Genomic DNA, 23,756 nt, shown 5'->3' on the forward strand with positions numbered 1-23,756 from the left:
CTCAACGGAATAGTCTTAAGACCTATTTTTAACAAAAAAAGATCCGCTCCTCCTGTGGAAAGAGCGGATCTCCTGCTATCTTCGTCTTTGAGAGCGTTTTGTTTTTTTCTTTGGTGGTTGTGATTTAGATTCTTTTTCCTTGCCTGGGGATAAATTGGCAAGAGAACGGCGTTCTATTTTCTGTTTAATACTTTTTTCAATCGATTGCAGCGCCTGGCGGTCCTTTGGAGCAGCGAACGTAATGGCAAGCCCCTTCCCTCCAGCTCTTCCAGTGCGGCCAATCCGGTGAATATAACTTTCAGGATCCTGCGGGATGTCGTAATTGAACACGTGCGTGATCCCTTCAACATCAAGACCGCGGGCGGCTACATCGGTTGCTACTAAATATTGAATCTTAGCATCACGGAACCGCTTCATGACTTTCTCCCGTTTCGCCTGTGATAAATCGCCATGAAGCTCATCTGCTTCAAACCCATGACTCAACAAGGCATCGTTCAACTTCCTTGCTCTACGTTTCGTCCGGCAGAATATCAAAGCGAGGAATGGGCGGTGTTCCTGCATAATTTCAATTAATGTATCTTGTTTGGCACGATCTGTTGTTTCATAGACCAGCTGTTTAATTCCTTCTAACGTTACGGTCTTTTCCTGCACAGTAATTCTTCTGGGATCCTTAAGAATTTTCTTGCCCAGCTGATTGACCTGAGTAGTGATGGTCGCTGAGAATAACATGGTTTGTTTAGCTTCAGGTGTCTGGCTTAAGATATCCTGCACATCTGGCAGAAATCCTGCTTCAAGCATCTGATCCGCTTCATCCAGAACCATGTATTTCACTGCTTCAAGAGAAATCGTTCCCCTCCGTAAATGGTCAAGCATTCTCCCTGGTGTTGCAATGACAATATGGGCTTGTCCATTAAGCTTATGAGCCTGTTTGGCTACGTCCTGACCACCATAAACAGCCAGCACATGCATCTCCTCAGTTTTCAACTTTCGTACTTCTTCTGTAATCTGAAGCGCCAGTTCCCGTGTAGGCGTGACAATCACTGCCTGTACAGATGCGTCTTCTACCCGGATGTTCTGTAAAATCGGTAGTAAAAACGCAAAGGTTTTCCCTGTTCCTGTCTGCGCCTGGGCAATTACATCGCGTCCATCCATTAAAGCGGGAATCGCTTCCTGCTGGATAGGAGTGGGAGCGCCAATACCTTCTTGCGTCAATTTATTAATAAAATCTTTCCGTACACCTAGTTGTTCAAATGTTTGATTCATTACGATCACTTCTTCCTATTATAACCTTCTTCTATTATTGTACCTGAAACCTATGATTTATGAGCCCTTTTAGTGAAATTATCTTTTAAAAAGACTCGATTAAACTACTTTCCTGATATTACAGTTAAGCTCCATTACTTTAAAGCAAAGCCACAAAAAAGAACAGGCTGCCCGCTTGGACAGCCTGCTCACAAGATTATACGTCTTTTTTGGAAATATACCAGTCGATATATTCTATGCCTTCTTCCTCGGCCCGTTTTGCTGCTTCTTCTTGTGATTTTGGAGGGGACACTACGGCTTTATCTCCTTCCTGCCAGTCAGCAGGAGTGGATACTCCGTGTTCATCCGTCGTCTGAAGAGCTTTCACAAGACGAAGGATTTCCTGCATGTTTCTTCCAGTGGTCAGTGGATAATAAATGATCGACCGGATCTTCTGTTTATCGTCAATGACAAATACAGCACGGCTTGTTTCGACCTGACTTTCGCCTGGCATAATCATGCCGTATTTCATAGCTACTTGTTTATCAAGATCGGCAATTACGGGAAATTCAATGTTCGTATTAAAGTTTTCTTCGATACTTCTAATCCAGGCAATGTGGGATGGAACACTATCAACACTTAATCCAAGAAGTTCTGTGTTCATTTCTTTTAACTCAGGATAGATTTCCTGAAGACCCACAAACTCTGTGGTGCATACCGGGGTAAAATCTGATGGATGAGAAAATAGTACAAGCCACTTGCCTTTATAATCTTCCAAAGAGATGTTTCCTTGACTGGTTGCCGCATTAAAAGCCGGGGCGTCATCTCCAATTCTCGGCATTTGTACTTGTTGATTCGTTTCTGTCTGTTCCATTTTTCTACCTCCTTTTAAATTAAAGAACCCTCTTGGGTATATGTACCACCAGACCCCTGGTGGTTAATCATGGAATTTTAATAACGGGGCAAAAGGCTTAATTAGTGCTCAGGCACCCTCGAATTCTTAGGATAATTTCTAAATAGCCTCATGCACCTCACTTCCTCCCCATATAGTAGTAAAAAGATTACCATGCTTAGGAGGTCCTACCATGGATATAAACGTGAGAAGCGGCGATACGCTCTGGTACTACTCTAATTTATTTAATGTACCGCTAAAACTGATTATAGATTCCAATCCCCAAGTGAAACCTTCTGCCTTAGTTATCGGACAGATTATTAAAATCCCAGGGTACCAAGTAAGTTCTTATAAGATTCAAGCGAATGATACATTTTGGAAAATTGCTACCGAAAGACGTATAGCTGTCGACTCATTAGCTTTACTAAACCCCACCGTTAATCCGAGACAGCTGCAAATCGGACAATCTATACGAATTCCTGTAAAAGTTACCTACCGGGTAGTGAATGGAAATCAAGCTTACGACTATCAGGTTTTAACTCGACACTTAAATGAACTAAATGAAATTTATCCCTTCATTCGCAATGAAACCATCGGCCAGAGCGTAATGGGAAAGAATTTAGATGAACTCCAAATTGGCCGAGGATCGAAAGTCGTTCACTGGAATGGGTCCTTTCATGGAAACGAATGGATTACTACCGCGGTCATCATGCAGTTTTTAAATGATTATTTATTAGCTTTAACGAACAAAGAATCGATTCGCGGTCTGGATGTCAGTCCTTTTTATGATCAAGTCACCTTATCGATTGTGCCGATGGTAGATCCGGATGGAGTTAACCTCGTCCTAAACGGCCCGCCTGAAGGAGAATTTGGCCAGGAAGCACTTAGAATCAACGAGGGGAGTACCGATTTCTCAGGGTGGAAAGCGAACATACGGGGAGTGGATTTAAACAATCAATACCCTGCTAAATGGGAGGTGGAAGCAGCAAGAAAACCAAAGGAACCAGCCTTCAGGGATTTCCCTGGCTACCAGCCATTAACAGAGCCAGAAGCAATCGCCATGGCTGAACTTGCAGGAGAACGATTATTCGAAAAAATGTTAGCCTTCCATACTCAGGGCGAAGTGATTTACTGGGGTTATGAAGGACTAGAACCGCCACGAGCTATGACGATCGTTAATGAATTCGGCCGTGTTAGTGGATATGAACCCATCCGTTACGTGGATAGCTACGCGGGGTACAAAGACTGGTTTGTAAAAGTGTTCCGGCAGCCTGGCTTTACTGTGGAACTGGGTGAAGGTGTTAACCCCCTTCCTCTCAGTCAGTTCGATGAAATCTACCAGGAAACGATCGGTATTTTTCTTGCCAGTATGTATATGTAAAAAAGCGATGCCAATTGAGGCATCGCTTTTTCATTATGCTTAGATATCAACGTTTAAGGGCATTGCAGATGCGAGAGGAAAGAGTTTGTTTTAAAATGGACATAGTAATGATAAGGAAAGAAGGTGGCAGCATGAGCAATAAAGAAATTGAAGATAAATTGCAAGAAGGCATATATGGTAAAAAACAAATCAGATCCTCTGAACGTAAACGTTTCTTAGGTACAATTCGGGAGCGCGTAGTCCTGGCGCTCACAAAGGGACAACTGATGCAGGATCTTTCTCTCAAAGAATTAGAAAAAGCTATGCAGCAGCATCCAGAGACCAAACTTTTACTAAACGGCCACGTAGCTTCGAGATTTATGAAGGAAGAAAAGAAGTTAGCAGCTAAATATAACATCCCCTACACGAATGTTATGAATCAGGATGCAGACTCAGATCTTGGTGCGGTATTAACGTACGATTATGCTGTGGATATAGAAGATATCTTTGTTCCGGAAAAGGATGAAAAACCAGAAGATAAAGCTGAAAATTCCGGTTTTTTATCAACAGTTAAGAGCTGGTTTACTTCTAAATAAGCCGAGTTAGTTAATGAATCTTATGTCAGACAGTCAGGCACGACTAGCTTACCACAGCTGCGAAAATCGATTAAAAAAGACCCTCCTGCAAGGGAGAGTCTTGTTGAGATATCGTTTAAAATTTGTCGTTTACAGCTTCGACTGCTCCATATGCCCATCATGCTCAACGATCACTTTCAGTGCTTCGTCATAATTTTCTTCTGGAATTTTGAAATTGAGCACATGAGTAAGATGGCGTTTATCAGCCATGGCATCATCATCTTTATTAGGAGTGATTACATCTGTGAAGTTAAAAGTTCCCCCGCCAGTATTCGCAGATCCACTTGCAGGAACGATTGGAGTTAGATCCACTTCTTCCGGGATAGGCTCAACGGCTTCTTGTTCAATATTATATTTCTGCAAAGATGATTTTGCGCTTTCTGCATCGTTTTCCGTTTTAAAATAAGCTTCTACATGTTTAGTCATCGTCTCAATCCCCTTCTAAAAGTGTTCTACTTTATATATTATCCTTTCTAGCACTTTTAAAACGTTTTCTCCCTTATCCTACCGGTACTATTCAACTAAATCTCCCGTTACTTGAAGACTCGGTTCCGAGATATTTTTGGTTCGTTACTTCATATAGAGAAGGGATGGCTGCAGAAACAACTCGCTTTCCTGCGGCCCTACAAGACGTAGGGTCGATCGACGTTGCCACAGGACGTGGCGACTTTAGTCGATCCTCCTTTTTTACACTGAGCCTCCTCAGTCGTTATCTCTCCCTGTGGGGTCTCGCCTAGCTCCTTCTCCCGCGGGAGTCTCGTCGTTTCTTCCGCCACCCCAACGATATCAAGTGAACGAACTCTGCTATAGGAGACAGGAGGCATACTTCATTGGCCTGAAAGGCTGTCCATACGCGTCCACAACCATTAAAAATCAGGGTGGATGATGATGATCCTTGTTCATTAGAAGGAGGTTTTGCAGAGATTTTAGAACTCTCCATGAACGTAAAGGGGCGGAAGGGAACGTCGAACGACCCTGCGTTGTGCAGGCCGGAAAGCGAGTTATTTCCCCACCACCCCTTCTCCATCTAACGTAACGGACCCCATTTATCTCGAAACGGAGTCTTCAACTAAACGGCCCTTTTGTTTAATAAGTCGCTTATGACGCTCGCTTAGTTTAGCTATTACGTGAGGAATAACGACAAAAAGAGCGCCTTCTTTTTTAAGAAAGGTGCTCTTTTGCCAGATCAAGTTGGTTGTAGACTTGCTGAAAACCGGTAGCTCCTTCACTAACCCTTGCAGCCACTACTTGCTCAGGAGCCAATTTATCATAAATATCTTCTTCAAACAGCTCTGAGAATTGCTTGTATTCATTCATCGACAGATCAAGCAGATACTTGTTTTGATCGATCGCATAAAGCACAATTTTTCCAATCACTTCATGAGCCTGACGGAACGGAAGTCCTTTAACGGTCAGATAATCGGCGATATCTGTAGCATTCGAGTAATCTTCTTTAACTGCCTTCTTCATATGGTCAGCTTTTACATCCATTGAATCAAGCATCGGGGCAAGTAAAGACAGAGCTCCTTCTAACGTATCCACCGTATCAAACATACCTTCTTTGTCTTCCTGCATATCCTTGTTATACGCGAGCGGCAGTCCTTTCAATAGCGTAAGCAGACCCATCAGATTTCCATAAATCCGTCCGGTTTTTCCACGCAGCAGCTCGGGAACATCAGGATTCTTTTTTTGAGGCATAATGCTTGAACCTGTGCAAAATTCATCATCTAGTTCAATAAAATCAAATTCCTGGCTGCTCCATAAAATCAGTTCTTCGGATAACCGGGAAATATGGGTGATCATAATAGAAGAAATAGATAAAAACTCTAAGATAAAATCCCGGTCACTCACTGCATCCAGAGAATTAGGATAAGGTTTATCAAAACCGAGCGCATCGGCTGTCATCTGTCTGTCAATTGGATAAGGGGTTCCAGCCAGAGCGGCCGCACCAAGTGGTGACCAATTAATGCGTTTAACGCTGTCCTGGAGACGTTCTTTATCCCTCTCAAACATCCAGAAGTAGGCGAGAAGATGATGACCGAAAGATACTGGCTGCGCCCGCTGCAGGTGAGTGTATCCTGGAAGAATGGTCTCCACATGGGACTCCGCCTGATTCACAAGCGCCGTCTGCACAGCCTCGACAAGCTCAAGTAATCCATTGGTCTTTTCCCGTAAGTACAGATGCATATCCGTTGCTACCTGATCATTACGGCTTCTGCCGGTGTGAAGTTTTCCCCCGACCGGGCCGATTTCATCAATCAGCATTTTCTCGATATTCATGTGAATATCTTCATCAGCTATAGAGTAGTTAACATCTCCAGCCTGGATTTTCTTTTCAACCGCCTGTAAACCACCTTGAATCTCTTTCACTTCTTCCTGCGTTATAATGTCACACTTCCCAAGCATCTCCACATGAGCCAGGCTTCCCTGGATATCCTGCAATGCCAGTTTTTGATCAAAACCGATGGAAGAGGTGTACTCTTCCACCAGTTTATTAGTAGGTTTGGTAAAACGTCCTCCCCATAATTTACTCATGGACGGTCACCAGTTCCTGATCAAGGAGTTTCTTTCCTTTATGAACATCCGCATGCACTTTTGTTGGAAGTCCCCATAGTTTGATAAATCCAACCGCTGCGTTATGGTCGAAAGCATCATTTTTGGAGTACGTGGAAAGTTCTTCGTTATAAAGACTGACCGGCGATTTTTTGCCGATTACATTGTGATGACCTTTGAATAGCTTCACCTTCACCGTACCCGTTACCACCTGCTGAGTGGAGTCGACGAAAGCGGACAGAGCCGGCTGAAGTGGTGAATACCATAGTCCATCATAAATAATTTTAGCGAGCTGCTGATCAACACTTGTTTTATATTGAGAAACTTCTCTTGTGAGCGTAAGGAACTCAAGTTCCTTGTGTGCATTAATCAGAATCATGGCACCAGGGTTCTCATACACTTCTCTTGATTTAATACCAACGAGACGGTTCTCAGTATGGTCGATTCTTCCGATCCCGTGCTTGCCGCCCAGTTCGTTCAAATATTCAATCAGTGGAACAAGATCCATCTGTTGTCCATTCAGGCCGACAGGCTTTCCTTCAACAAAATCGATTTCGATGGTTTCTGCCTGATCCGGTGTTTTCTCCAATGGATTCGTCCACTCGTATGCCGCTTCCGGAGCTTCAGCCCATGGATCTTCGAGAACACCTGCTTCACAGGCACGCCCCCAGATGTTGGCATCAATTGAGAACGGATTTTCTAAGTTAACCGGCACCGGAATTCCTTTTTCTTCAGCATATTTAATCTGTTCGTCCCGAGTCATTCCCCACTCACGGACAGGGGCAATTACTTCAAGATCTGGATTCAGCGCCTGGATGGAAACTTCAAAACGCACCTGATCGTTTCCTTTTCCAGTACATCCATGAGCTACAGCAACTGCGCCTTCCTGTTCAGCCACTTCAACGAGAAGCTTGGAAATTAACGGACGAGACAGAGCGGACGATAAAGGATATTTCCCTTCATACAAGGCGTTCGCTTTTAGGGCAGGCATTAGATATTCTTCAGCCAGAATTTCTTTCGCGTTAATCATGACTGCTTTAATGGCTCCCACGTCAAGCGCTTTCTGACGGATGGTTTCAAGATCCTTACCTTCTCCAACGTCCAGTCCAACAGCAATCACATCATAATCATATTTTTCCTGAATCCATTTTACTGAGATCGAAGTGTCCAATCCACCTGAATACGCTAATACTACTTTTGGTTTCGCCATAATAAATACCTCCTAAAAAATTGTAGAACATGTCTATTTTCCATAAAAAAATCCGCCTCTTATTTCTGGTAAGAGACGGATTCTGGTTTTAACCATCCGCGGTGCCACTCTCATTGTCTATTAGATAGACCAACTCGAAACTGATAACGGGTGCTCCCGGAACCGGCTACTTGTTCACCGATCTTCTCAGAAGTGCGCTTCTGTATAAATGAACCACCGGGCTTCCACCACCCCCGGCTCGCTGCTGCTTCCGTTTATACATACTCTCTTCGTCTGCGAATGTATTTTTATTATTTGATGTTTATAATTATACAAAAGTGAGTGTGGAAGTCAACAGGAAAATGCTAAAAAAACTTAAATTTATAGAAAGTTAGTTAAATAGCCTATACATTTCACTCCCTATTTGACCGTAAAAAAAGCGACTGCATGGGCACAGTCACTTTTTATGCATATTAACTTATAAAAATAAACCCGATCATTCCAGCCATCGCCACATAAAACAGCATAGGAAGAAGTGTAATCCGAATAATCGCTCCTTCTTTCCCAACCAGACCGACAACGGAGGCTGCCGCTACAACGTTCACGACACAAATCATGTTGCCTGCGTTCGATCCGATGACTTGTAAAGCAACAACCTGCTGACCGCTTGCTCCAATTTGATCTGCTACACTGAATTGGAAAAGGGAAAACATCATATTACTGAAGGTAGCACTCCCTGAGATAAATGAGCCCAGGGCCCCTATGATAGGGGCAACAAGCGGCCATGCCCCTCCTACTCCCTCCGCAACAAGGTTAGCGAGCTCCATCGGCATGCTCAGAAGACCAGCTTCATTCACACCGGAATTGATGAAGATTCTTACCATCGGCACAGCGGTAAGTAAGGCAATAATCGTGCCAACCATAGAGCTTGCAGATACCTGCACGGTTTTTTTAATCGCTTCTTTAGACATGCGGTGGTAAAAGATCGTAAGCAGGACAGCCAGCACAAAGACCGTCCCAGGCAGATACAGTGGTTCAAAGGCAGTGGATAAATTTGTACCCAGAATATTTTCCCATTTCACTTCTACAGATGTAAGCCAGGCTTTAAAAGGCAGAACATTAACACGTGTTAGTACGAGTAATACCGCCACAGCCACATAAGGAAGCCAGGCTTTATAAAGTGGCATGGTCCGCTCCTTAGAAGCAGCCGTCTCGCTTAGAGGTACTTCTCCTTTAAAAGTCCAGGGTTCTTTTGGAAGCAGAAACCCTTTCTTAGCAGCTGGAACCACAATAGTAAGACCAACCAGCCCTCCTATGATAGACGGGAATTCAGGTCCAAGGAAAGTAGCAACCATGAAGGCAGGGATGGTAAAGCTCAAGCCTGCAAAAATAGCAAACTTCCATATAGCAAGTCCTTCGCGGAAAGAACGATTTTCACCGAATAATTTTGTAAGAATAATAACCAGAATCAGCGGAATGAAACTTCCGATAAATAGATCCATAAGTACGGCAGACTGAGCAACCTCTTGAATAAATCCTTCGAGCGGCTGGTTTCCAAGACTAGCTTGTACCTGCTCGGCGACAGCATCTCCTTGCTTCAGTCCCTGATCAACACCAACGATCAACGGCGTGCCTACCGCCCCAAAAGACACGGCACTGCTATCTGCAATCAATGATACCGCGACAGCAGCTAAAGGAGGAAAGCCAAGCGTTAGAAGCAACGGGGCTGCAATCGCAGCTGGTGTTCCAAATCCTGCTGCTCCTTCTAAGAAAGACCCGAATAGCCAGGCAATAATAATCACCTGAACGCGACGGTCCTCTGTAATTCCAGAAAAACCATTTCGAATTGAATCCATGGCTCCACTGTTACGTAATGTATTCAGCAGTAGAATCGCTCCAAACACAATCCAGATAATTGAAATGGCTATCATAGCCCCCTCCATGGAAGCGGCTGCAATTCGAATGGCAGGAACCTTCCATATCACAAAAGCCAGCACAGCGACGATTCCAAGACTGATGGGCATAGCTGTGACCGCAGGAAGACGGAAGATTACAAGGAAGATAAATACAGCAAGTACAGGCATCAAGGCTGTTAAAATCTCTAAGAAAGTCAAGAAAACCACCCTTTCAATATTCTCATCATATTAAACTATTAGATAGAGAGCAGCATAAGTATTGTGAAACATTTCACAATCTATATCTATTATAATATAAGGGATTATTAAATCATAGGCTTGACTTTTAAAATATCCTCCCGGCTGCCTCTCCCTTCGTGACGCAATACTGGAAAAGCGGCACAACCTTCAGAGACTCTCAAGATACAACAATATCTCGAATCAGAGCCTTATAATACCCAGTCCGATTGTGGAATACATTTTTTAAGATATTCGCCAACGGATTCTTAGATAGTCTATTGTAAAAAGCCAATATTCCCTTTTTTGGTTCAGCCGTGTTATAATGATCGAAGTAATTTAATAAAGTCTGTTTATAAACAGGAGAGGTTCTAGCTACACCCTCTATAAAAAACTAAGGATGGAATCATACCTTGCCTTAGGTATGGTTTTTTTATGTTTTTGGGTGAGTGGAATTCTCTTTTTCTTTGCGAAAGGGGAATTTTTTTATGGAAAAAAATAATAAAGCGGTCGTTGTATTCAGCGGCGGTCAGGATAGTACCACATGCCTGTTCTGGGCATTAAAAAAGTATGACGAAGTCCAAGTTGTCACGTTTGATTATAACCAGCGCCATAACGAGGAAATCGAGGTTGCCAAAGAAATAGCCGAAGACCTTAAAGTGAAGCATCATGTGCTTGATATGTCTCTGCTTAATCAGCTTGCTCCAAATGCGCTGACGCGTGATGACATTGAGGTAACCGATGGAGAAGACGGCGGTCTTCCTTCTACATTTGTTCCAGGCCGAAATCTATTGTTCTTGTCTTTTGCTTCGATCTTAGCGAAACAAATTGGGGCGAAGCATGTCGTGACCGGGGTATGTGAAACGGACTTCAGCGGGTATCCTGACTGTCGTGACGTATTTATCAAGTCTTTGAATGTCACGCTGAATCTATCAATGGATGATGAGTTTGTCGTCCATACACCGCTTATGTGGCTCGATAAAGCTCAAACGTGGGCACTTGCTGATGAGCTCAATGCTTTCGAATATGTTCGTGAAAAAACCTTAACTTGCTATCACGGTGTCCGCGGAGATGGATGCGGTGAATGTCCGGCCTGTGAACTAAGGCAAAAAGGACTCGAAACCTATCTGGAGCAAGGCACAGAGGTGAATCGATAATGTATGGTTTTACTATCGTAGAGAATTTACAAAAAATTGATCAGGATATTAAACGTCACGAATTGAAGTACCATAAAAAACGCGTGATGGTCAGCAAAGAATTCACATTCGACGCTGCCCACCACCTTCACTGTTATGAAGGAAAATGTAAGAACCTTCACGGCCATACGTATCGGGTGATATTTGGGATCAGCGGATACGTGGATGACATTGGCATCGTGATCGACTTTGGGGATATTAAAGAGATTTGGAAAGAACAAATTGAAATCCATCTGGATCACCGCTACTTAAATGATACGCTCCCTAACATGAATACGACGGCTGAAAATATGGTCGTCTGGATTTATGAAAAAATGGCAGCCGCTCTTGCTGGTCAGCCCGAGGGACATCGTGTGGAATTCGTGAAACTTTATGAGACTCCAACCAGCTTTGCTGAAGCAAGAAGGGAGTGGATGGAGAATGAGTAAATTCCCTGTACTTGAAATCTTCGGTCCCACCATTCAGGGCGAAGGAATGGTAGTTGGCCGTAAAACCATGTTTGTTCGAACAGCAGGCTGTGATTACAGCTGCGCCTGGTGCGACTCTGCATTTACGTGGGACGGCAGTGCTAAAGAAGAAATTGAACGGCTGACGGCGAATGAAATCGTAGATCGCTTATTAGAAGCGGGCGGACGTCATTTTGACCACGTAACCATTTCCGGAGGTAATCCTGCGTTATTAGCTAAACTTGATGAATTAATCAAGCCGCTTCACGCCAGAGGCATTGAAGTAGCCCTTGAAACACAGGGCAGCCGCTGGCAGGATTGGTTCCCGGAAATTGACGACCTCACTATTTCTCCTAAACCGCCAAGTTCAAAAATGAAAACGAACTGGCAGGTTCTGGACACTATAATCGAACGGCTTGTGGAACAAGGAAGGCTGGCAAACGTCAGCTTAAAAGTGGTCGTGTTCAACCACGAAGATCTAGCTTATGCTGAAACGGTCCATGAGCGCTATCCGGATGTACCTTTTTTCCTTCAGGTAGGAAATGACGATTTAGAAGAAGATGCTCCTCCAGCTCTGGCAAGCCACCTTCTGGATCAGTACGAATGGTTAATTGATCAGGTCGTAGCTTCTGAAAAGTTAAATCATGTCCGCGTTCTGCCGCAGGTGCACGCGCTGGTCTGGGGAAACAAGCGAGGCGTTTAAACTACTCAACTCCTCAATTATAACTGCCTAATAAAAAAAGGTGTCCGCTTTGGACACCTTTTTCTTATACACCATTATGATAGTCTTTAACAACTAATGCGGCATGTACCGCTCCAGGAACAAAGAATATCATCGTAAGCACAAGGTTGAATAGTGCTTTTCCAGGACTACCAGTAAATAGCACCGCAATCGGCGGCAGAAATATAGCTAAAATATATAGTAACACGAGATCACTCCTTTCGCTTCTACTTGGTTTATACCCGAATTAAAGAGAAGTATAACTATTCAGCCTGACGTCGTCTCTGATGACACAATGTAATTTCATAGGCCGTTATGCAGATAATCAGCCATGCGAGACCCAACAGAAATCCTGCAGAAATATCAGTAAAGAAATGAACGCCTAAATAGACACGGCTTGAACCAATCAGTAAAATGATCAGGATAAGCAGACTATTCATCAGCCACTTCCATCCTTTATTCAGCCTGCTGATCGTAATTAAGTATATAAGAAAGCCATAAAAAACAATGGCACCGGAGGAGTGACCGCTTGGAAAACTGGACGTCGATCCGTGATAATCCCCTAGGAACTCAGGACGGCTTCGATCAAACATCGATTTCAGTTCTTTGGTAAGTAAACTTACCCCTCCCATACTAATCATAAAGTAGACACCGAGCCAGCGGCTGAACGGGGAAAAAAATAAGAGATAAATTGCGAGAAGAAGCGATGCTGTAACCATAAAAGCAATCGAACCCGTATAGGAAATTAAATGGCTGATCTGTTCAAATAATGATGTGGAATTTTCTCTTACAACGTCAAAAGCTTTCTCATCAATGGCGAATTTTTCTTTTTGCAAGATTCCCTCTGCCAACTCCATAAATATATAAAAACTTCCACTTAAGAATATAAAACCTAATAATAGTAAACAAATCGATCCTTTCGTAAGATCAGAAATTTTAGTACCAGAAAATAACATACATACCACCTCAGCCAATTTATAATGTATTTCATGATGTAATATTACAAACGAAGAGCTCCTTCCGCAGGAGCCCTTCGTTACGTTATTCATTTTAGAAGAATTGCCATGGCCGCCATACGTCTACGCTTGTGTGTTAACGGCAGGTGCTTTTTTACTGGCTTTCCTCCGTCTTTGATTCCAGAGCGTTACCTCAAGGGCTGCTATACAAATCATTAGCCACGCAAGCCCAAACAAGAAACCTGCCAGTATGTCCGTAAAGTAGTGAACACCTAAATAGACACGGCTTAAGCCAATAAGTAAAATCAAAAGGCCTAATAAACTATTAATCAACCACTTCCATCCTTTATTCAAACGGCTGATCACAACTAAATAGATAAGAAAGCCATAAAAAACCATAGACCCTGAAGAATGTCCACTCGGAAAACTAAAGCCTGTACCGTCGTAAGTTTCCAGTACTTCCGGGCGCTGACGTTCAAAGAGTAGTTTTAACCCTTTTGTGAGCGCGCTAATTCCAATCATATTGATCATGAAATAGATGCCCACCCATCGGCTGAATGGAGAAAAGAACAGGAGATAGATGAGAAGCAGAACAGACAGCACCGTTATAACCGTTACAGAACCAGCCTCCGTAACCCAGCCCCATAATTGATCCAGTCCTGGCGAGCTGATGGAAGCCATTACATCAATCGCCCATTGATCCACAGCGAATTTCTCTTTTTCGAGTACTTCATCCGCCAGTTCAAAGAAGAAATAAAAAGAAGCACCCAGCGTTAGAAAACCTGCCAGTATAATGATGATAGAAGCTTTGGAAAGGTCAGAAACCTTTGTTCCAGAAAATAACATAAATAGAAACACCTCAATTGTTTTTACTGCTATTTGTTTCCCTTCCCTGTCTCTGTCAAAACCATGCTTTACCATGCGCCGTTAAGCTAAAAAAAGTTCCCAATTCGGGAACTTTTCAGAAATTCATTCAATGAGAGACACTCTGTTCCTCCGCCCCATGACTGGCGAATATTTTTCCGGTGAAAGAAGCCAGCACTTGCTGAAACAACATCCCCACAATAACCGGTACCGCTACCGGCGGCGGGAAGTAAGTAATCGCAATAACGGCGCCACCGCTTATATTTCTCATTCCACTGTTAAAGGTAAGCGAAATAATACTAGGCCGGCCGATCTTCAGAAGCTTTCCTGTCAGAAATCCAATGAAGTAAGCAAAGATCGCGAGCATGCACACAACTACGCCAATTAATATAAGTTTTCCGTTAATATTTTTAAAATAGGGAGCGACGGCCGAACTATTAATCGTAACGACCGCCCCAATCCCAAGCTTGGTTGCAGGAGAAAGGTTCGATTCGAGCTTTTCTGTGAATTCTTTTTCAGCGAATTGGTTAATAAGCATCCCAACAAGCGACGGAATGACAATCATCCAGAGCAGCCCGTTCATAATTTCCTGAACATTCATTTCCACCGCATTTCCTACAAGCATTTGCATGACAAAAGGTACAGCAAGTGGGGCAATCAACGTATCGACAAGAATGATCGATAAGGTTAACACCACATTACCTTTATTAATCGAAACCCAGATGAGCGTCGTGATCCCTGTAGGAATAACAAAAGAAAGGACTAATCCAATCGTTGTATGAGCTCCGCTTCCGAAGATAAGCGTACCCACCCCGAGAGCAATCAGCGGCATCACTATATGTAGAACCATTATGCAGGCGATCATGGCCACTGGGTGACGGAGCACCTTTTTCAAATCACTGAAATTGGATCCCAGGCTTCCTGCAAATGTCATAACGGCGAAAATCCATGGCACGAGAAACACCAGCGAGTCAAACCAGTCGGAAAACACGACTCCGATGATAACAGCTGAAGGTGTAAGGTAAGGCATGATTTTTTGCAGAAATTGATTAAAAGTGCGGATCATAGGCTGGGCTCCCCCGGCTCATATATTCGAATTATTCCATTATAGCGCGTGTGATTCAGGGGAGCATGATGTAAAATAGTGTTCGGGCAGCGAAACTTCAGTCCAGTTTCTCTGCTCCCTTCTTGTCAATACGGTATGAACGAATCCCCGTTCCAAGATTGATCCCAATGAAAGCACCAATATAGCTGGCTGGATCCATACCTCGATCCGTGTGATGTAAAGGAAAATCGATCACGGAAGCGGCCACAAAGGCAGCAACCGCAAGTATAAGAATAATGATCACACCGCTTTTCTGGTGTCTTTTCCAGGCTTTCTCTCCCATCACTTCCCTTTCGTACTTGACCAGTCTCTTAGAGTCTTTAGTAGCTAAGATTTTCCCGGTTTTCATTTGGTACAAGCCCCCCGCACCTAGCATAAGAAACAAAAACCCGAGAAGCCAGATCATTCCTTTAAAAGGAAAGCCCTGGGCTATGTATAAATCCAGACCTAGAAATACAAGTACTACCGTCGCGTTTAATAGGATGAACTGCTTCAATCGAAGCTTCCTTAACTCTCCTTTTGCGATCATAGACTTCACCTCTTCTCCCTATATTACCAATCCTTGTTTATAAGCCCAAATGATTAAAACCTCGCGCGCTGCAAGTGAAATGACTATTAGAGGAAAGGATGTAAGAGTTTTCACAAAACGTTATTCATAAAGTCCCATTACTGATATAATAAATTTGCCTAAAAATACTTAACAAAGGAGTTCCCTAATCTTATGAAGCCAAAAATTCAGGACGTGGCCAAGGTCGCGGGCGTCTCTCCTACTACCGTGTCCCGTGTTCTAAATGACCGAGGATACATCAGTCAAGATACTAAAGATAAAGTATTTGCGGCTATGGAAGAAATCAATTATATTCCCAATGACTTAGCTCGTTCCCTATATACTAGAAAAACCAATTTAATCGGTCTCATTGTGCCTACGACGAAAAATCCTTTTTTCGGTGAACTTGCAGCCGAAATCGAAAACTTCTGTTCACAAAAAGGCTTAAAAGTATTGCTCTGTAATAGCGTAAATAATACAGATAAAGAAAAGAAATACTGGGAGATGCTCAGGCGCAACCAGGTTGATGGTGTGATTGTAGGAACATACGTTAAAGGATTATTAGATTACGAACAGCACAATCTGCCTACCGTAGCCATTGACCATTATCTATCGAAAAATATTCCGGTCGTCGGATCCGACAACTATAAAGGCGGAAAGGCAGCCGTAGAAAAGCTGATCGAGAAGGGATGCCGGCGCATTATTCACCTAAATGGTCCCTATGATCTTGAAACTCCAGCTCACCTACGGCGAAAAGCTTACGAAGACGTAATGAGTGAGAACAACTTGAAACAGACCATCTATGAAATCCCAAGCTTTGCTGAAACCTACGAGCAGGATGACATTATCAAGCAGATGTTTGATGAACAGCCAGAAATAGACGGGGTGTTTGCGAGTAATGACCTGATTGCTCTTACCGTTATGCGCGAAGCAGAAAAAAGAAAGCTGGCTATGCCGGACCAACTGAAGCTCATTGGCTATGACGGGACAGAAATTATTCGTACCATACACCCGGAACTTACTACGATCTGTCAGCCTATTCATCGTATTGCTGAAACGGCCGTCTCCCTGCTTGAACAGCAGATAGAAGGAACAAAACCGGTAGCTCATGAAGAAATCAGACATGAAATCAATCTCTTCCAAGGAAAAACAATTTAAAAAGGAAAGGCCTGATAGAATATACCCAGGCCTTTCCTTTCTTATTGTTTTCTAATTCAGTACTTTCTTTAATGTCCAAGTATCCACTTTTTCCACATACGCATCTGTTTCCTCAGTATATACATTCAATCCTGTGTGACTGGAATCCGGATATATTCGGTTAGTGATCCAGGATTTACCGTCTGCTGTAAATACTTCTAGAGAAGAAACATCCATAAAAAGCCTTAGCGAAAGTTTATCTTCCACCTCTACTTTTGTCTTGCTGACACCCCGATGTGTTTCCTTACCGGAGTGTGTTGTATCTACTACTAATTCGCCTGTCATTAAGTCGTAGTACACGAGCGTTTTTTCATTTCCGTCCGAGGAAGCCCGCAGTTCAAGTCCCACTCGTCCGGATGTCTGATTTTCTGGCAAGGTAATTTCCATATTGAGTTCATAACTCTGCTCCAGCCCACGGTGCTTATTCAAATCGAGACTTTCACCGGAAGACAATCTCAAGTTATCCTCGAAGTAATGGTGTTCTCTCAAGCCTTCCAGCTCGGGCACAGGCAGAAAACTGACTTCCTGGTTCTCGTCTAAAATAACTTGTCGCGGGATCGTCATGGCTCCTGACCAGCCTTCGGTTTTCGTAGGAAATTCCGTTTCCCACGTATCCATCCACGCAATCATAATCCGTCTGCCACTCTCATCTTCAAAGGTCTGAGCGGCGTAGAAGTCAAAACCATCATCAATTTCTTTCACGGATACAGGACTAAATTTACCTTCTTCGTAATCCATATCGCCTACCATAATCTTGTTCTTACCCTCCTCCATATTCATCGGAGAAATGATAAGCATATGCTTATCATCAATCGGAAACAAATCCGGACATTCCCACATATCTCCTTGTGTACCGTCTCCCTCCAGGGCTGCCCCCATATAGGTCCAATCCACAAGGTTGCTCGATCTAAATAGGGGGATCGCTCCATTTCCATTCCTGCTCGAGCCTACAACCATATACCAGGTACCATCATGTTTCCACACTTTTGGATCTCTAAAGTCCTCAGAAAAATCTGCCGGTGGTCCTGCAATAATAGGGTTTTTCCCATGCTTAGTAAAATGAATACCATCCTTTGAAGAAGCCAGCGCCTGAACTTCCTTAGGAGATTTCCCTTCTACGTGGCCGGTGTAGATGAGACAAAGCTCGTCTCCATTGGACACCGCGCTTCCCGAAAAACAGCCCACCTCTGAGTTCCCCTCTTCATACTCATAGTCTTCAGAGGGAGCTAAGGCTACAGGTTCGTGCTTCCAGTGCACCAGATCACTGCTTGTCGCGTGTCCCCAGTGCATCGGCCCCCAATCCACTCCATAAGGATAATGCTGATAAAATAAGTGATAGACACCTTTATGCTGGATCAGTCCATTGGGATCATTGATCCAGGAAGATGGAGCCGTAAAATGATAGTGTAAGCGATACTGAGATTCTCTTAGATCTTCTATTTGATTTTGAACAGCATGAGTAGCTTCATTCACTTTTTTATCATGTTTCTGATTGATGATCGTCATCTTAATCCTCCAATTGTGTTAACCGGTTGGCATACACGTCAAATTTTTTATTACTTACTTCCGGTACCTGAACTGCCCAGTCCTTGAAGCAGGTATTTCTGTGCAAAAATGTAAACAATGATTAATGGAATTGTGGAAATCGTAAGAATCGCCATAATCTGATTGGTGAAGACTGGCTGGGTTGAATTAATGTTGGTAATCGCTACCTGGAGCGGGAATTTATCTCCATCCGTTAAAATCATCAGCGGCCAAATATAATCATTCCAGCTTGCGATAAACGAAAGCGTCCCTACCGTAGCAATCGCTGGCTTAGACATCGGCATCATAATTCTCCAGAAAATCGACCAGTTGCTTGCGCCTTCGATTCTCGCTGATTCAATAATCGAATTAGGGACAGCGATAAAGAAATTCCGGAACAAGTATATAAAGAACGCATTGGCGATCATCGGAAGAACGACAGCCAAACGACTGTTCACGAGTCCAAGGTTATGAATAATCGTAAACTGCGTAATAACAACCGTTTCTACAGGTACAATGAGCATAGCAAGCAGCAAGCTAAACAGAAGGTTCTTTCCGAAGAACTGAAACTTGGCAAATGCATAACCAGCCATCCCATTTATAAATATCGAACCGAAAGTAACGATAGCTGCATATAAAATACTATTAAACAAGTAGCCTAGTATATCAAAACGCGCAAACAACTCAGAATAGGAAGTCAGCCATTGAGATACTTCAAAAGAAGGAAGTAAAGCTTGAATGCTGTCTAAATCCTGATAAATACTCTCTTCCGGTTTCATAGAAGAGGAAATCATCCATAGTAATGGAAAAACGAATAGAGAAGCCAGAAGGATAAGTAGTATAGTTTTGACGATTTTCTTAACTCCCTGCATTTAAATATCCTCCTTTGCAAGTTTGCGCTGCAAGAATGAAACGATGGCGATCAATACGCCGAAGACAACCGTCATAGCACTCGCATAGCCTACTAATCGATCGGTAAAACCGGTTTGAAAAATATAATAGATTGGTGTCATGGTTGAATTAAGCGGACCTCCCTGCGTCATAATCATCGGCTGAATAATTAATTTAAATGCAGCGATCAGTGTCGTGAAAATAATTAGAGTCGTCGTTGGTCTTAAAAGCGGAAGCGTTATATGAAGAAAGCTCTGCCAGCGGTTCGCTCCGTCAATTTTAGCCGCTTCATACACTTCTCTTGAAATATTTTGAAGACCTGCCAGAAAAATTAACATCTGATACCCGGCTCCCTGCCAGGCTGATACAAATACGATTACATAAATAGCTTGTTTAGGACTCGTCAAAAATGGCTGGGCATCTATACCAACGGCCTGTAAGATAGAATTAATCAGTCCATCGGCTGGGTTTAATAAATATAGCCAGAGTACAGATACAACAACTAAAGACATAACTACCGGTGAAAAGAAAGCAATTTTTAAGAAAATATTTCCTTTTCTATTTTTGTTAATTAACAGGGCCAGTCCTAAAGCCGTACCTACTTGAACGATAATAATACAAACTACAAAAACCGCAATGTTTTGTAGACTCTTCATGAAAACAGGATCCGTAAAGAGTTCGACGAAGTTGCTGAACCCTACAAATTCACGCTGATCAGGTGTCAGTAAATAATAATCAGTGAACGCGTAATAAATAGTCAGAATTGCAGGGAGAAACAGGAAAACCCCTAAAAGTATAATCGCTGGCAGCATAAAGTACAGTGGTTGCAAATGGAAATTCAAGGCATGTAAACTAAACTTACTCTTCTTATTACGATCCGCATACTGGTTTGTCGCTTCCATTTTATTAATTCCTCCTGTCTATAGCTGTCTGCATTTCTCTGGCTTTTTGATCGAGCAAATCTCTCATTTCTTCCGTCGTTTCATAGTATGCAAGTCCGGTAAGTGTCTGCTGAAAGGCCCGGGTAACTTGCGGGTATGCTGGTATGATAGGTCGTGGATGAGCAGAGGCTGTATTTTGTTCAATCAGTGTGCTCATTTGAGGGGAAACCTGTCCCTCCAGCTCTTCTGCGGCTGAATGCCTTGCCGGAAGCACACCACTTCCTAAACTTACATCCACCATGGCTTCCGTAGTGGTCATAAAATCAATCAATGCCCCGGCTGCTTCCTTATTCTCCGCCCCCGAAGTCATCGCATATTGCCAGCTTCCAGACGGCGAAACCAGTTCGTTTGTTTCTGGCGATGTCGGGTATGGCATGATGCCATATTCTAGATCATCATAGTTCGTTTCAATCTGCTGGATGGTCCAGGATCCGCTCATTAACATCGGGTATTTACCGGTGAGGAAGCCGTTCTCTGACGGGGACAAAGTCGTATAGCCTTTATTTAACATCTCCTGTACAAAATTTAGTGCCTCCATCGTTTTTTCACTATTGAAATGACCAAGTGCATTTCCTTCATCTGAAATAACTTGACCGCCATTTGACCAAATAAAAGGAGTAAAAGCATACATTAACCACTCATTCTGGCTGTTCAACATCATGTCTATCGCAGGCACCTCATAAGTTTCCGTCAGTTTCTTAGACAATTCCATAAACCTGTCCCAGCCCCAGGGGTCATCTATAGTTGGTAAAGAGTCCATATCAATTCCTGCTTCTTTAAACATTTCTTTATTGTAATAAATACCTACTCCGGATTCTGAATAACCAACCGCATAAAGTTTACCGTTATACGTTCCCTGATTGATAATGCTGTCTAATAAATCTTCTTTGTTTGAAATGTACTCGCCTATCGGAGCAACAATTTCAGCTTCCGCGTAAGCGGCAGTATTTGGGCCGTCCAGTGTTAATACATCGGGCAGCGTCCCGGTAGAAACAGCAGCATTAATTTTATCCTCGTATCCGCCTCCTCCACCGCCCCGGGGAATGAATTGAATTTCTGCCTGATACGTACCTTCATATTCTTCATTAAACCTGTCTACTGTATCCTTCATGACTTTACCTTCAGCGCTTTCACTAGATGTGTGAACCCATATGTCCACAGTATTTTTACCTTTTGAGCTGCTGCCCTCCCCACACCCTGCAAGGAACAAAGAAAGCACTAACAAACTCGCTAAGATGGCCGACCTCATCATCCATTTCCTCCTTTTTGAAATCGTTTACTTTAAATGAATTGTACTCCTGGTCCCAAAACATGTCAACCGGATGACATAAAATTTTTATCAGCCTTATAGCTGAATTTTAAAGTTAGTCCTAACAACTCCTATTAAAAAAGCTCCCTACACAAGTAGAGAGCTTTCAAAACCATCGGTCACTAAACCGCAGTATATCTAGTTACAAAATCGCGAGATATCAAGTTAAACTGTGATGATTGTTCAATGTTGCATACGTGACCGCATTTTTCCAATATGGTTAATTCCGCCGCTTCTTCCTTACGTGCGTGTTTCACAATTCCCTGTAAAAACATATGATCCTCATCACCCGAGATATACAGCTTTGGAATTTTGTTTACCTGCTGCTTCAATCTCGAATAGATCTGGTGAGCATCCTTTACGATATAGAGCCAGCGGAGGTAAGAATTCTGCCCCAGTTTCAATGCTTCTTTAATAAAGAAATCCCTGGATTTCTTATGATTTCTTTTCGGCATTAAAATGTGAGCGAAACTCACAAAAGGGACCATATAAGGAAGCATATTCCGAATAGGAAAAGAAAGCACAATCTTCCCAAGCGTCTCTCCCCACCATAACCAGCGGCCAACCGCACCGGATAAGACCATGGATTTGATCCGCTTCGGAAACTTCATGGCCAGGTCCTGAATGACGATCGTCCCGAGCGATACCCCTATAAGGTGGACCTGGTTAATATGAAGCCGGTCAAGCAGTTCAACCACTTTCCTGCTCGTATAGTCCAATATATTTTCATCATTTGTCAGGTCAGGAGACTTACCATGACCAGGTAAATCGATAAACAATAGATTATAATCTGGTTTAAAGTACTCAATCTGCCGGTTGAATATCGAATAATTTCCGCCAAACCCGTGAAAAAACACAATCCAATCTTTCTTTTCACTATTAATATAAGCTTCATAATGTAAAGAAGTCTTCTTGAAGTTCAACATAGATGCATCCGTACTTTCTTTTTAAATAGTAGCCTTATCTTCCAGCGATAATCGTCTTTAGAACGGTATCGTTTAAGTTGAGAGGTTCTGTACCGTTCTTCTTTAAAAGTTCCTGCGTATTAGAGTCATCGAACGTTAACGTTTTATCCAGGTACTGATGAAAAACTTTCATAGGCTCATTAAACCTGAGTTCCTGTTCGGTGAGTTCTCCTTCATAATCCGTTGGTACAAGCTGTACATTATAAAAATTTAACTCCCTCTTTAAAGCTTCGAATACAATCTGGTTGCTAGGGGGGTTCGAATTCGTAATGTGATATATTTTTTTATTTTCTGCGTGGGTAAGTCCTGCTGCCAGTACATCCACTACATAATCAATTGGTACAATATTCTGAGCCGTATCCCGGTTACATAAGAACTTAATCTTATCGTCAGGAGTCGTCTTCTGGCGATCCAATCTCTTTTTCATAATTTCAAAACTTCTCATAACTCCGTATAAAGCAAACGTTGTGTCAGCTTCCCCGGTCTGGGAATCCCCAACGATAATCGACGGACGGAAAATGTTCACATTAAAGAACGCGTCATAACTGAAAACTAAATGTTCCGCCTCACATTTGCTTTTTTCATAATAGTTCACAAAAGAATTATCTAACGGGTGCAGTTCCTCGGCAGCATGGAGCTGGTCCCCAAGAGTATAGGCTGTACTCACGTGGAAAAAGCGTTTCACGCGAATGTGTCTGGATAAATCCAGAATACGCTTTGTCCCATTTACATTAATATCAAATAGCTGTTCTTTCTCATTATCGTCAAAAGAAAGATAAGCAGCGATGTGATAAACTGTATCAATCTTGTCTTTTAATACTTCCAATGTTTCCTCTGAAACACCGACATTCTCCTTCCCAATATCCCCTTTCACAACCGTCAATTCCGGCTGCAAAGAAGTTGGTACGGATTCCATCAGGCTTTCAGATTTCTTTTCATTCCGCGCCAGCGCATATACGGAATGACCTTCCTGAAGTAACCGGATGGTTAACTGTTTCCCAAGAAATCCTGTGGCACCAGTTAAAAGTATATTCATGTTGCTCACCCACCTAAACCATCTATTTGTAAAAAACATCCACTTGTCAAGAATT

General features: G+C 42.9%; 23 protein-coding genes, 1 riboswitch and 1 other annotated feature. Of the genes, 6 read left to right on the plus strand and 17 right to left on the minus strand.

The window, feature by feature from the left end; translation table 11 throughout:
* Positions 1-75 precede the first annotated feature (75 nt).
* Together LCM11_RS04885 and LCM11_RS04890 are read right to left on the minus strand one after the other, a co-directional pair.
* The gene (locus LCM11_RS04885; RefSeq protein WP_224893128.1) at positions 76-1,263 is read right to left on the minus strand and encodes a DEAD/DEAH box helicase; all 1,188 of its coding nucleotides are present in this window, start codon (positions 1,261-1,263) and stop codon (positions 76-78) included.
* A 196-nt stretch (positions 1,264-1,459) separates the two neighbouring features.
* Complete coding sequence (locus tag LCM11_RS04890; protein WP_224893129.1) at positions 1,460-2,116, minus strand: peroxiredoxin; 657 nt, start codon at positions 2,114-2,116, stop codon at positions 1,460-1,462.
* A 211-nt stretch (positions 2,117-2,327) separates the two neighbouring features.
* Between LCM11_RS04890 and LCM11_RS04895 the strand changes: the two genes are divergently transcribed.
* Positions 2,328-3,515, plus strand: coding sequence for a M14 family metallopeptidase (locus LCM11_RS04895; RefSeq protein ID WP_224893130.1), 1,188 nt, complete (start codon positions 2,328-2,330; stop codon positions 3,513-3,515).
* A 131-nt stretch (positions 3,516-3,646) separates the two neighbouring features.
* Positions 3,647-4,090 (plus strand): YueI family protein, encoded by a 444-nt coding sequence (locus LCM11_RS04900; protein WP_224893131.1) that lies wholly within the window; start codon positions 3,647-3,649, stop codon positions 4,088-4,090.
* A 129-nt stretch (positions 4,091-4,219) separates the two neighbouring features.
* On the opposite strand, the gene LCM11_RS04905 is transcribed toward LCM11_RS04900, so the two are convergent.
* The 4 genes from LCM11_RS04905 to LCM11_RS04920 form a co-directional block, all read right to left on the minus strand.
* The gene (locus tag LCM11_RS04905; protein ID WP_224893132.1) at positions 4,220-4,555 is read right to left on the minus strand and encodes a hypothetical protein; all 336 of its coding nucleotides are present in this window, start codon (positions 4,553-4,555) and stop codon (positions 4,220-4,222) included.
* A 735-nt stretch (positions 4,556-5,290) separates the two neighbouring features.
* On the minus strand, positions 5,291-6,664 hold the full coding sequence (gene argH, locus LCM11_RS04910; protein WP_224893133.1) for an argininosuccinate lyase: 1,374 nt from the start codon (positions 6,662-6,664) through the stop codon (positions 5,291-5,293).
* On the minus strand, positions 6,657-7,892 hold the full coding sequence (locus LCM11_RS04915) for an argininosuccinate synthase (protein ID WP_224893134.1): 1,236 nt from the start codon (positions 7,890-7,892) through the stop codon (positions 6,657-6,659). The genes argH and LCM11_RS04915 overlap by 8 nt, the downstream gene beginning before the upstream one ends.
* A 68-nt stretch (positions 7,893-7,960) precedes the next feature.
* Positions 7,961-8,177 (minus strand) — a binding site (T-box leader).
* A gap of 167 nt (positions 8,178-8,344) precedes the next feature.
* A complete protein-coding gene (locus tag LCM11_RS04920) occupies positions 8,345-9,985 on the minus strand; it encodes an L-lactate permease (protein ID WP_224893135.1) in 1,641 nt (546 codons plus the stop codon).
* Between the two features lie 377 nt (positions 9,986-10,362).
* Positions 10,363-10,407: riboswitch (PreQ1 riboswitch) on the plus strand.
* Between the two features lie 84 nt (positions 10,408-10,491).
* Between LCM11_RS04920 and queC the strand changes: the two genes are divergently transcribed.
* From queC to queE, 3 genes are read left to right on the plus strand one after another with little or no spacing between them, the layout of a single operon-like run.
* On the plus strand, positions 10,492-11,160 hold the full coding sequence (gene queC, locus LCM11_RS04925; protein ID WP_224893136.1) for a 7-cyano-7-deazaguanine synthase QueC: 669 nt from the start codon (positions 10,492-10,494) through the stop codon (positions 11,158-11,160).
* A complete protein-coding gene (gene queD, locus LCM11_RS04930) occupies positions 11,160-11,627 on the plus strand; it encodes a 6-carboxytetrahydropterin synthase QueD (protein WP_224893137.1) in 468 nt (155 codons plus the stop codon). Before queC ends, queD begins: the two co-directional genes overlap by 1 nt.
* Positions 11,620-12,348: a 7-carboxy-7-deazaguanine synthase QueE gene (gene queE, locus LCM11_RS04935; RefSeq protein WP_224893138.1), complete on the plus strand. Its 729-nt coding sequence runs from the start codon at positions 11,620-11,622 to the stop codon at positions 12,346-12,348. The genes queD and queE overlap by 8 nt, the downstream gene beginning before the upstream one ends.
* Positions 12,349-12,412: 64 nt before the next feature.
* On the opposite strand, the gene LCM11_RS04940 is transcribed toward queE, so the two are convergent.
* The 5 genes from LCM11_RS04940 to LCM11_RS04960 all read right to left on the minus strand — a co-directional run bounded on the left by LCM11_RS04940 (position 12,413) and on the right by LCM11_RS04960 (position 15,820).
* On the minus strand, positions 12,413-12,574 hold the full coding sequence (locus LCM11_RS04940) for a YqaE/Pmp3 family membrane protein (protein WP_224893139.1): 162 nt from the start codon (positions 12,572-12,574) through the stop codon (positions 12,413-12,415).
* Between the two features lie 55 nt (positions 12,575-12,629).
* The gene (locus tag LCM11_RS04945) at positions 12,630-13,322 is read right to left on the minus strand and encodes a phosphatase PAP2 family protein (RefSeq protein ID WP_224893140.1); all 693 of its coding nucleotides are present in this window, start codon (positions 13,320-13,322) and stop codon (positions 12,630-12,632) included.
* 123 nt (positions 13,323-13,445) lie between these two features.
* Positions 13,446-14,168, minus strand: a complete 723-nt coding sequence (locus LCM11_RS04950; protein ID WP_224893141.1) for a phosphatase PAP2 family protein — start codon at positions 14,166-14,168, stop codon at positions 13,446-13,448.
* 127 nt (positions 14,169-14,295) lie between these two features.
* Complete coding sequence (locus LCM11_RS04955; RefSeq protein WP_224893142.1) at positions 14,296-15,252, minus strand: bile acid:sodium symporter family protein; 957 nt, start codon at positions 15,250-15,252, stop codon at positions 14,296-14,298.
* A 97-nt stretch (positions 15,253-15,349) separates the two neighbouring features.
* Complete coding sequence (locus LCM11_RS04960) at positions 15,350-15,820, minus strand: hypothetical protein (RefSeq protein WP_224893143.1); 471 nt, start codon at positions 15,818-15,820, stop codon at positions 15,350-15,352.
* Positions 15,821-16,012: 192 nt separating this feature from the next.
* Here LCM11_RS04960 and LCM11_RS04965 point away from each other — a divergent pair, with 192 nt between their 5' ends.
* Positions 16,013-16,996, plus strand: a complete 984-nt coding sequence (locus LCM11_RS04965) for a LacI family DNA-binding transcriptional regulator (protein ID WP_224893144.1) — start codon at positions 16,013-16,015, stop codon at positions 16,994-16,996.
* A 51-nt stretch (positions 16,997-17,047) separates the two neighbouring features.
* On the opposite strand, the gene LCM11_RS04970 is transcribed toward LCM11_RS04965, so the two are convergent.
* The 6 genes from LCM11_RS04970 to LCM11_RS04995 all read right to left on the minus strand — a co-directional run bounded on the left by LCM11_RS04970 (position 17,048) and on the right by LCM11_RS04995 (position 23,701).
* Entirely contained in the window at positions 17,048-18,541 is a 1,494-nt protein-coding gene (locus tag LCM11_RS04970) for a glycoside hydrolase family 32 protein (RefSeq protein WP_224893145.1), read from the minus strand.
* 50 nt (positions 18,542-18,591) lie between these two features.
* Positions 18,592-19,431 (minus strand): carbohydrate ABC transporter permease, encoded by an 840-nt coding sequence (locus LCM11_RS04975; RefSeq protein WP_224893146.1) that lies wholly within the window; start codon positions 19,429-19,431, stop codon positions 18,592-18,594.
* Positions 19,432-20,352 carry a carbohydrate ABC transporter permease gene (locus LCM11_RS04980; RefSeq protein ID WP_224893147.1) on the minus strand — a complete coding sequence of 307 codons (921 nt, stop codon included), beginning with the start codon at positions 20,350-20,352 and terminating at the stop codon, positions 19,432-19,434. It lies immediately after the preceding gene.
* 4 nt (positions 20,353-20,356) lie between these two features.
* On the minus strand, positions 20,357-21,643 hold the full coding sequence (locus LCM11_RS04985) for an ABC transporter substrate-binding protein (RefSeq protein ID WP_224893148.1): 1,287 nt from the start codon (positions 21,641-21,643) through the stop codon (positions 20,357-20,359).
* A gap of 179 nt (positions 21,644-21,822) precedes the next feature.
* Positions 21,823-22,626, minus strand: coding sequence for an alpha/beta fold hydrolase (locus LCM11_RS04990; RefSeq protein WP_224893149.1), 804 nt, complete (start codon positions 22,624-22,626; stop codon positions 21,823-21,825).
* Between the two features lie 34 nt (positions 22,627-22,660).
* Complete coding sequence (locus LCM11_RS04995; protein WP_224893150.1) at positions 22,661-23,701, minus strand: SDR family NAD(P)-dependent oxidoreductase; 1,041 nt, start codon at positions 23,699-23,701, stop codon at positions 22,661-22,663.
* Positions 23,702-23,756: the final 55 nt, after the last annotated feature.

Origin of the sequence: Halobacillus halophilus (assembly GCF_020171985.1) — a bacterium.
Lineage (GTDB): Bacteria > Bacillota > Bacilli > Bacillales > Halobacillaceae > Halobacillus > Halobacillus halophilus_A.

What these genes read in the sequence shown, in the direction of transcription:
- LCM11_RS04885 (WP_224893128.1), bottom strand. Translation starts at nt 1,263, where the DNA reads ATGAATCAAACATTTGAACAACTAGGTGTACGGAAAGATTTTATTAAT.
- LCM11_RS04890 (WP_224893129.1), bottom strand. Translation starts at nt 2,116, where the DNA reads ATGGAACAGACAGAAACGAATCAACAAGTACAAATGCCGAGAATTGGA.
- LCM11_RS04895 (WP_224893130.1), top strand. Translation starts at nt 2,328, where the DNA reads ATGGATATAAACGTGAGAAGCGGCGATACGCTCTGGTACTACTCTAAT.
- LCM11_RS04900 (WP_224893131.1), top strand. Translation starts at nt 3,647, where the DNA reads ATGAGCAATAAAGAAATTGAAGATAAATTGCAAGAAGGCATATATGGT.
- LCM11_RS04905 (WP_224893132.1), bottom strand. Translation starts at nt 4,555, where the DNA reads ATGACTAAACATGTAGAAGCTTATTTTAAAACGGAAAACGATGCAGAA.
- argH (WP_224893133.1), bottom strand. Translation starts at nt 6,664, where the DNA reads ATGAGTAAATTATGGGGAGGACGTTTTACCAAACCTACTAATAAACTG.
- LCM11_RS04915 (WP_224893134.1), bottom strand. Translation starts at nt 7,892, where the DNA reads ATGGCGAAACCAAAAGTAGTATTAGCGTATTCAGGTGGATTGGACACT.
- queC (WP_224893136.1), top strand. Translation starts at nt 10,492, where the DNA reads ATGGAAAAAAATAATAAAGCGGTCGTTGTATTCAGCGGCGGTCAGGAT.
- queD (WP_224893137.1), top strand. Translation starts at nt 11,160, where the DNA reads ATGTATGGTTTTACTATCGTAGAGAATTTACAAAAAATTGATCAGGAT.
- queE (WP_224893138.1), top strand. Translation starts at nt 11,620, where the DNA reads ATGAGTAAATTCCCTGTACTTGAAATCTTCGGTCCCACCATTCAGGGC.
- LCM11_RS04945 (WP_224893140.1), bottom strand. Translation starts at nt 13,322, where the DNA reads ATGTTATTTTCTGGTACTAAAATTTCTGATCTTACGAAAGGATCGATT.
- LCM11_RS04950 (WP_224893141.1), bottom strand. Translation starts at nt 14,168, where the DNA reads ATGTTATTTTCTGGAACAAAGGTTTCTGACCTTTCCAAAGCTTCTATC.
- LCM11_RS04955 (WP_224893142.1), bottom strand. Translation starts at nt 15,252, where the DNA reads ATGATCCGCACTTTTAATCAATTTCTGCAAAAAATCATGCCTTACCTT.
- LCM11_RS04960 (WP_224893143.1), bottom strand. Translation starts at nt 15,820, where the DNA reads ATGATCGCAAAAGGAGAGTTAAGGAAGCTTCGATTGAAGCAGTTCATC.
- LCM11_RS04965 (WP_224893144.1), top strand. Translation starts at nt 16,013, where the DNA reads ATGAAGCCAAAAATTCAGGACGTGGCCAAGGTCGCGGGCGTCTCTCCT.
- LCM11_RS04970 (WP_224893145.1), bottom strand. Translation starts at nt 18,541, where the DNA reads ATGACGATCATCAATCAGAAACATGATAAAAAAGTGAATGAAGCTACT.
- LCM11_RS04975 (WP_224893146.1), bottom strand. Translation starts at nt 19,431, where the DNA reads ATGCAGGGAGTTAAGAAAATCGTCAAAACTATACTACTTATCCTTCTG.
- LCM11_RS04980 (WP_224893147.1), bottom strand. Translation starts at nt 20,352, where the DNA reads ATGGAAGCGACAAACCAGTATGCGGATCGTAATAAGAAGAGTAAGTTT.
- LCM11_RS04985 (WP_224893148.1), bottom strand. Translation starts at nt 21,643, where the DNA reads ATGATGAGGTCGGCCATCTTAGCGAGTTTGTTAGTGCTTTCTTTGTTC.
- LCM11_RS04990 (WP_224893149.1), bottom strand. Translation starts at nt 22,626, where the DNA reads ATGTTGAACTTCAAGAAGACTTCTTTACATTATGAAGCTTATATTAAT.
- LCM11_RS04995 (WP_224893150.1), bottom strand. Translation starts at nt 23,701, where the DNA reads ATGAATATACTTTTAACTGGTGCCACAGGATTTCTTGGGAAACAGTTA.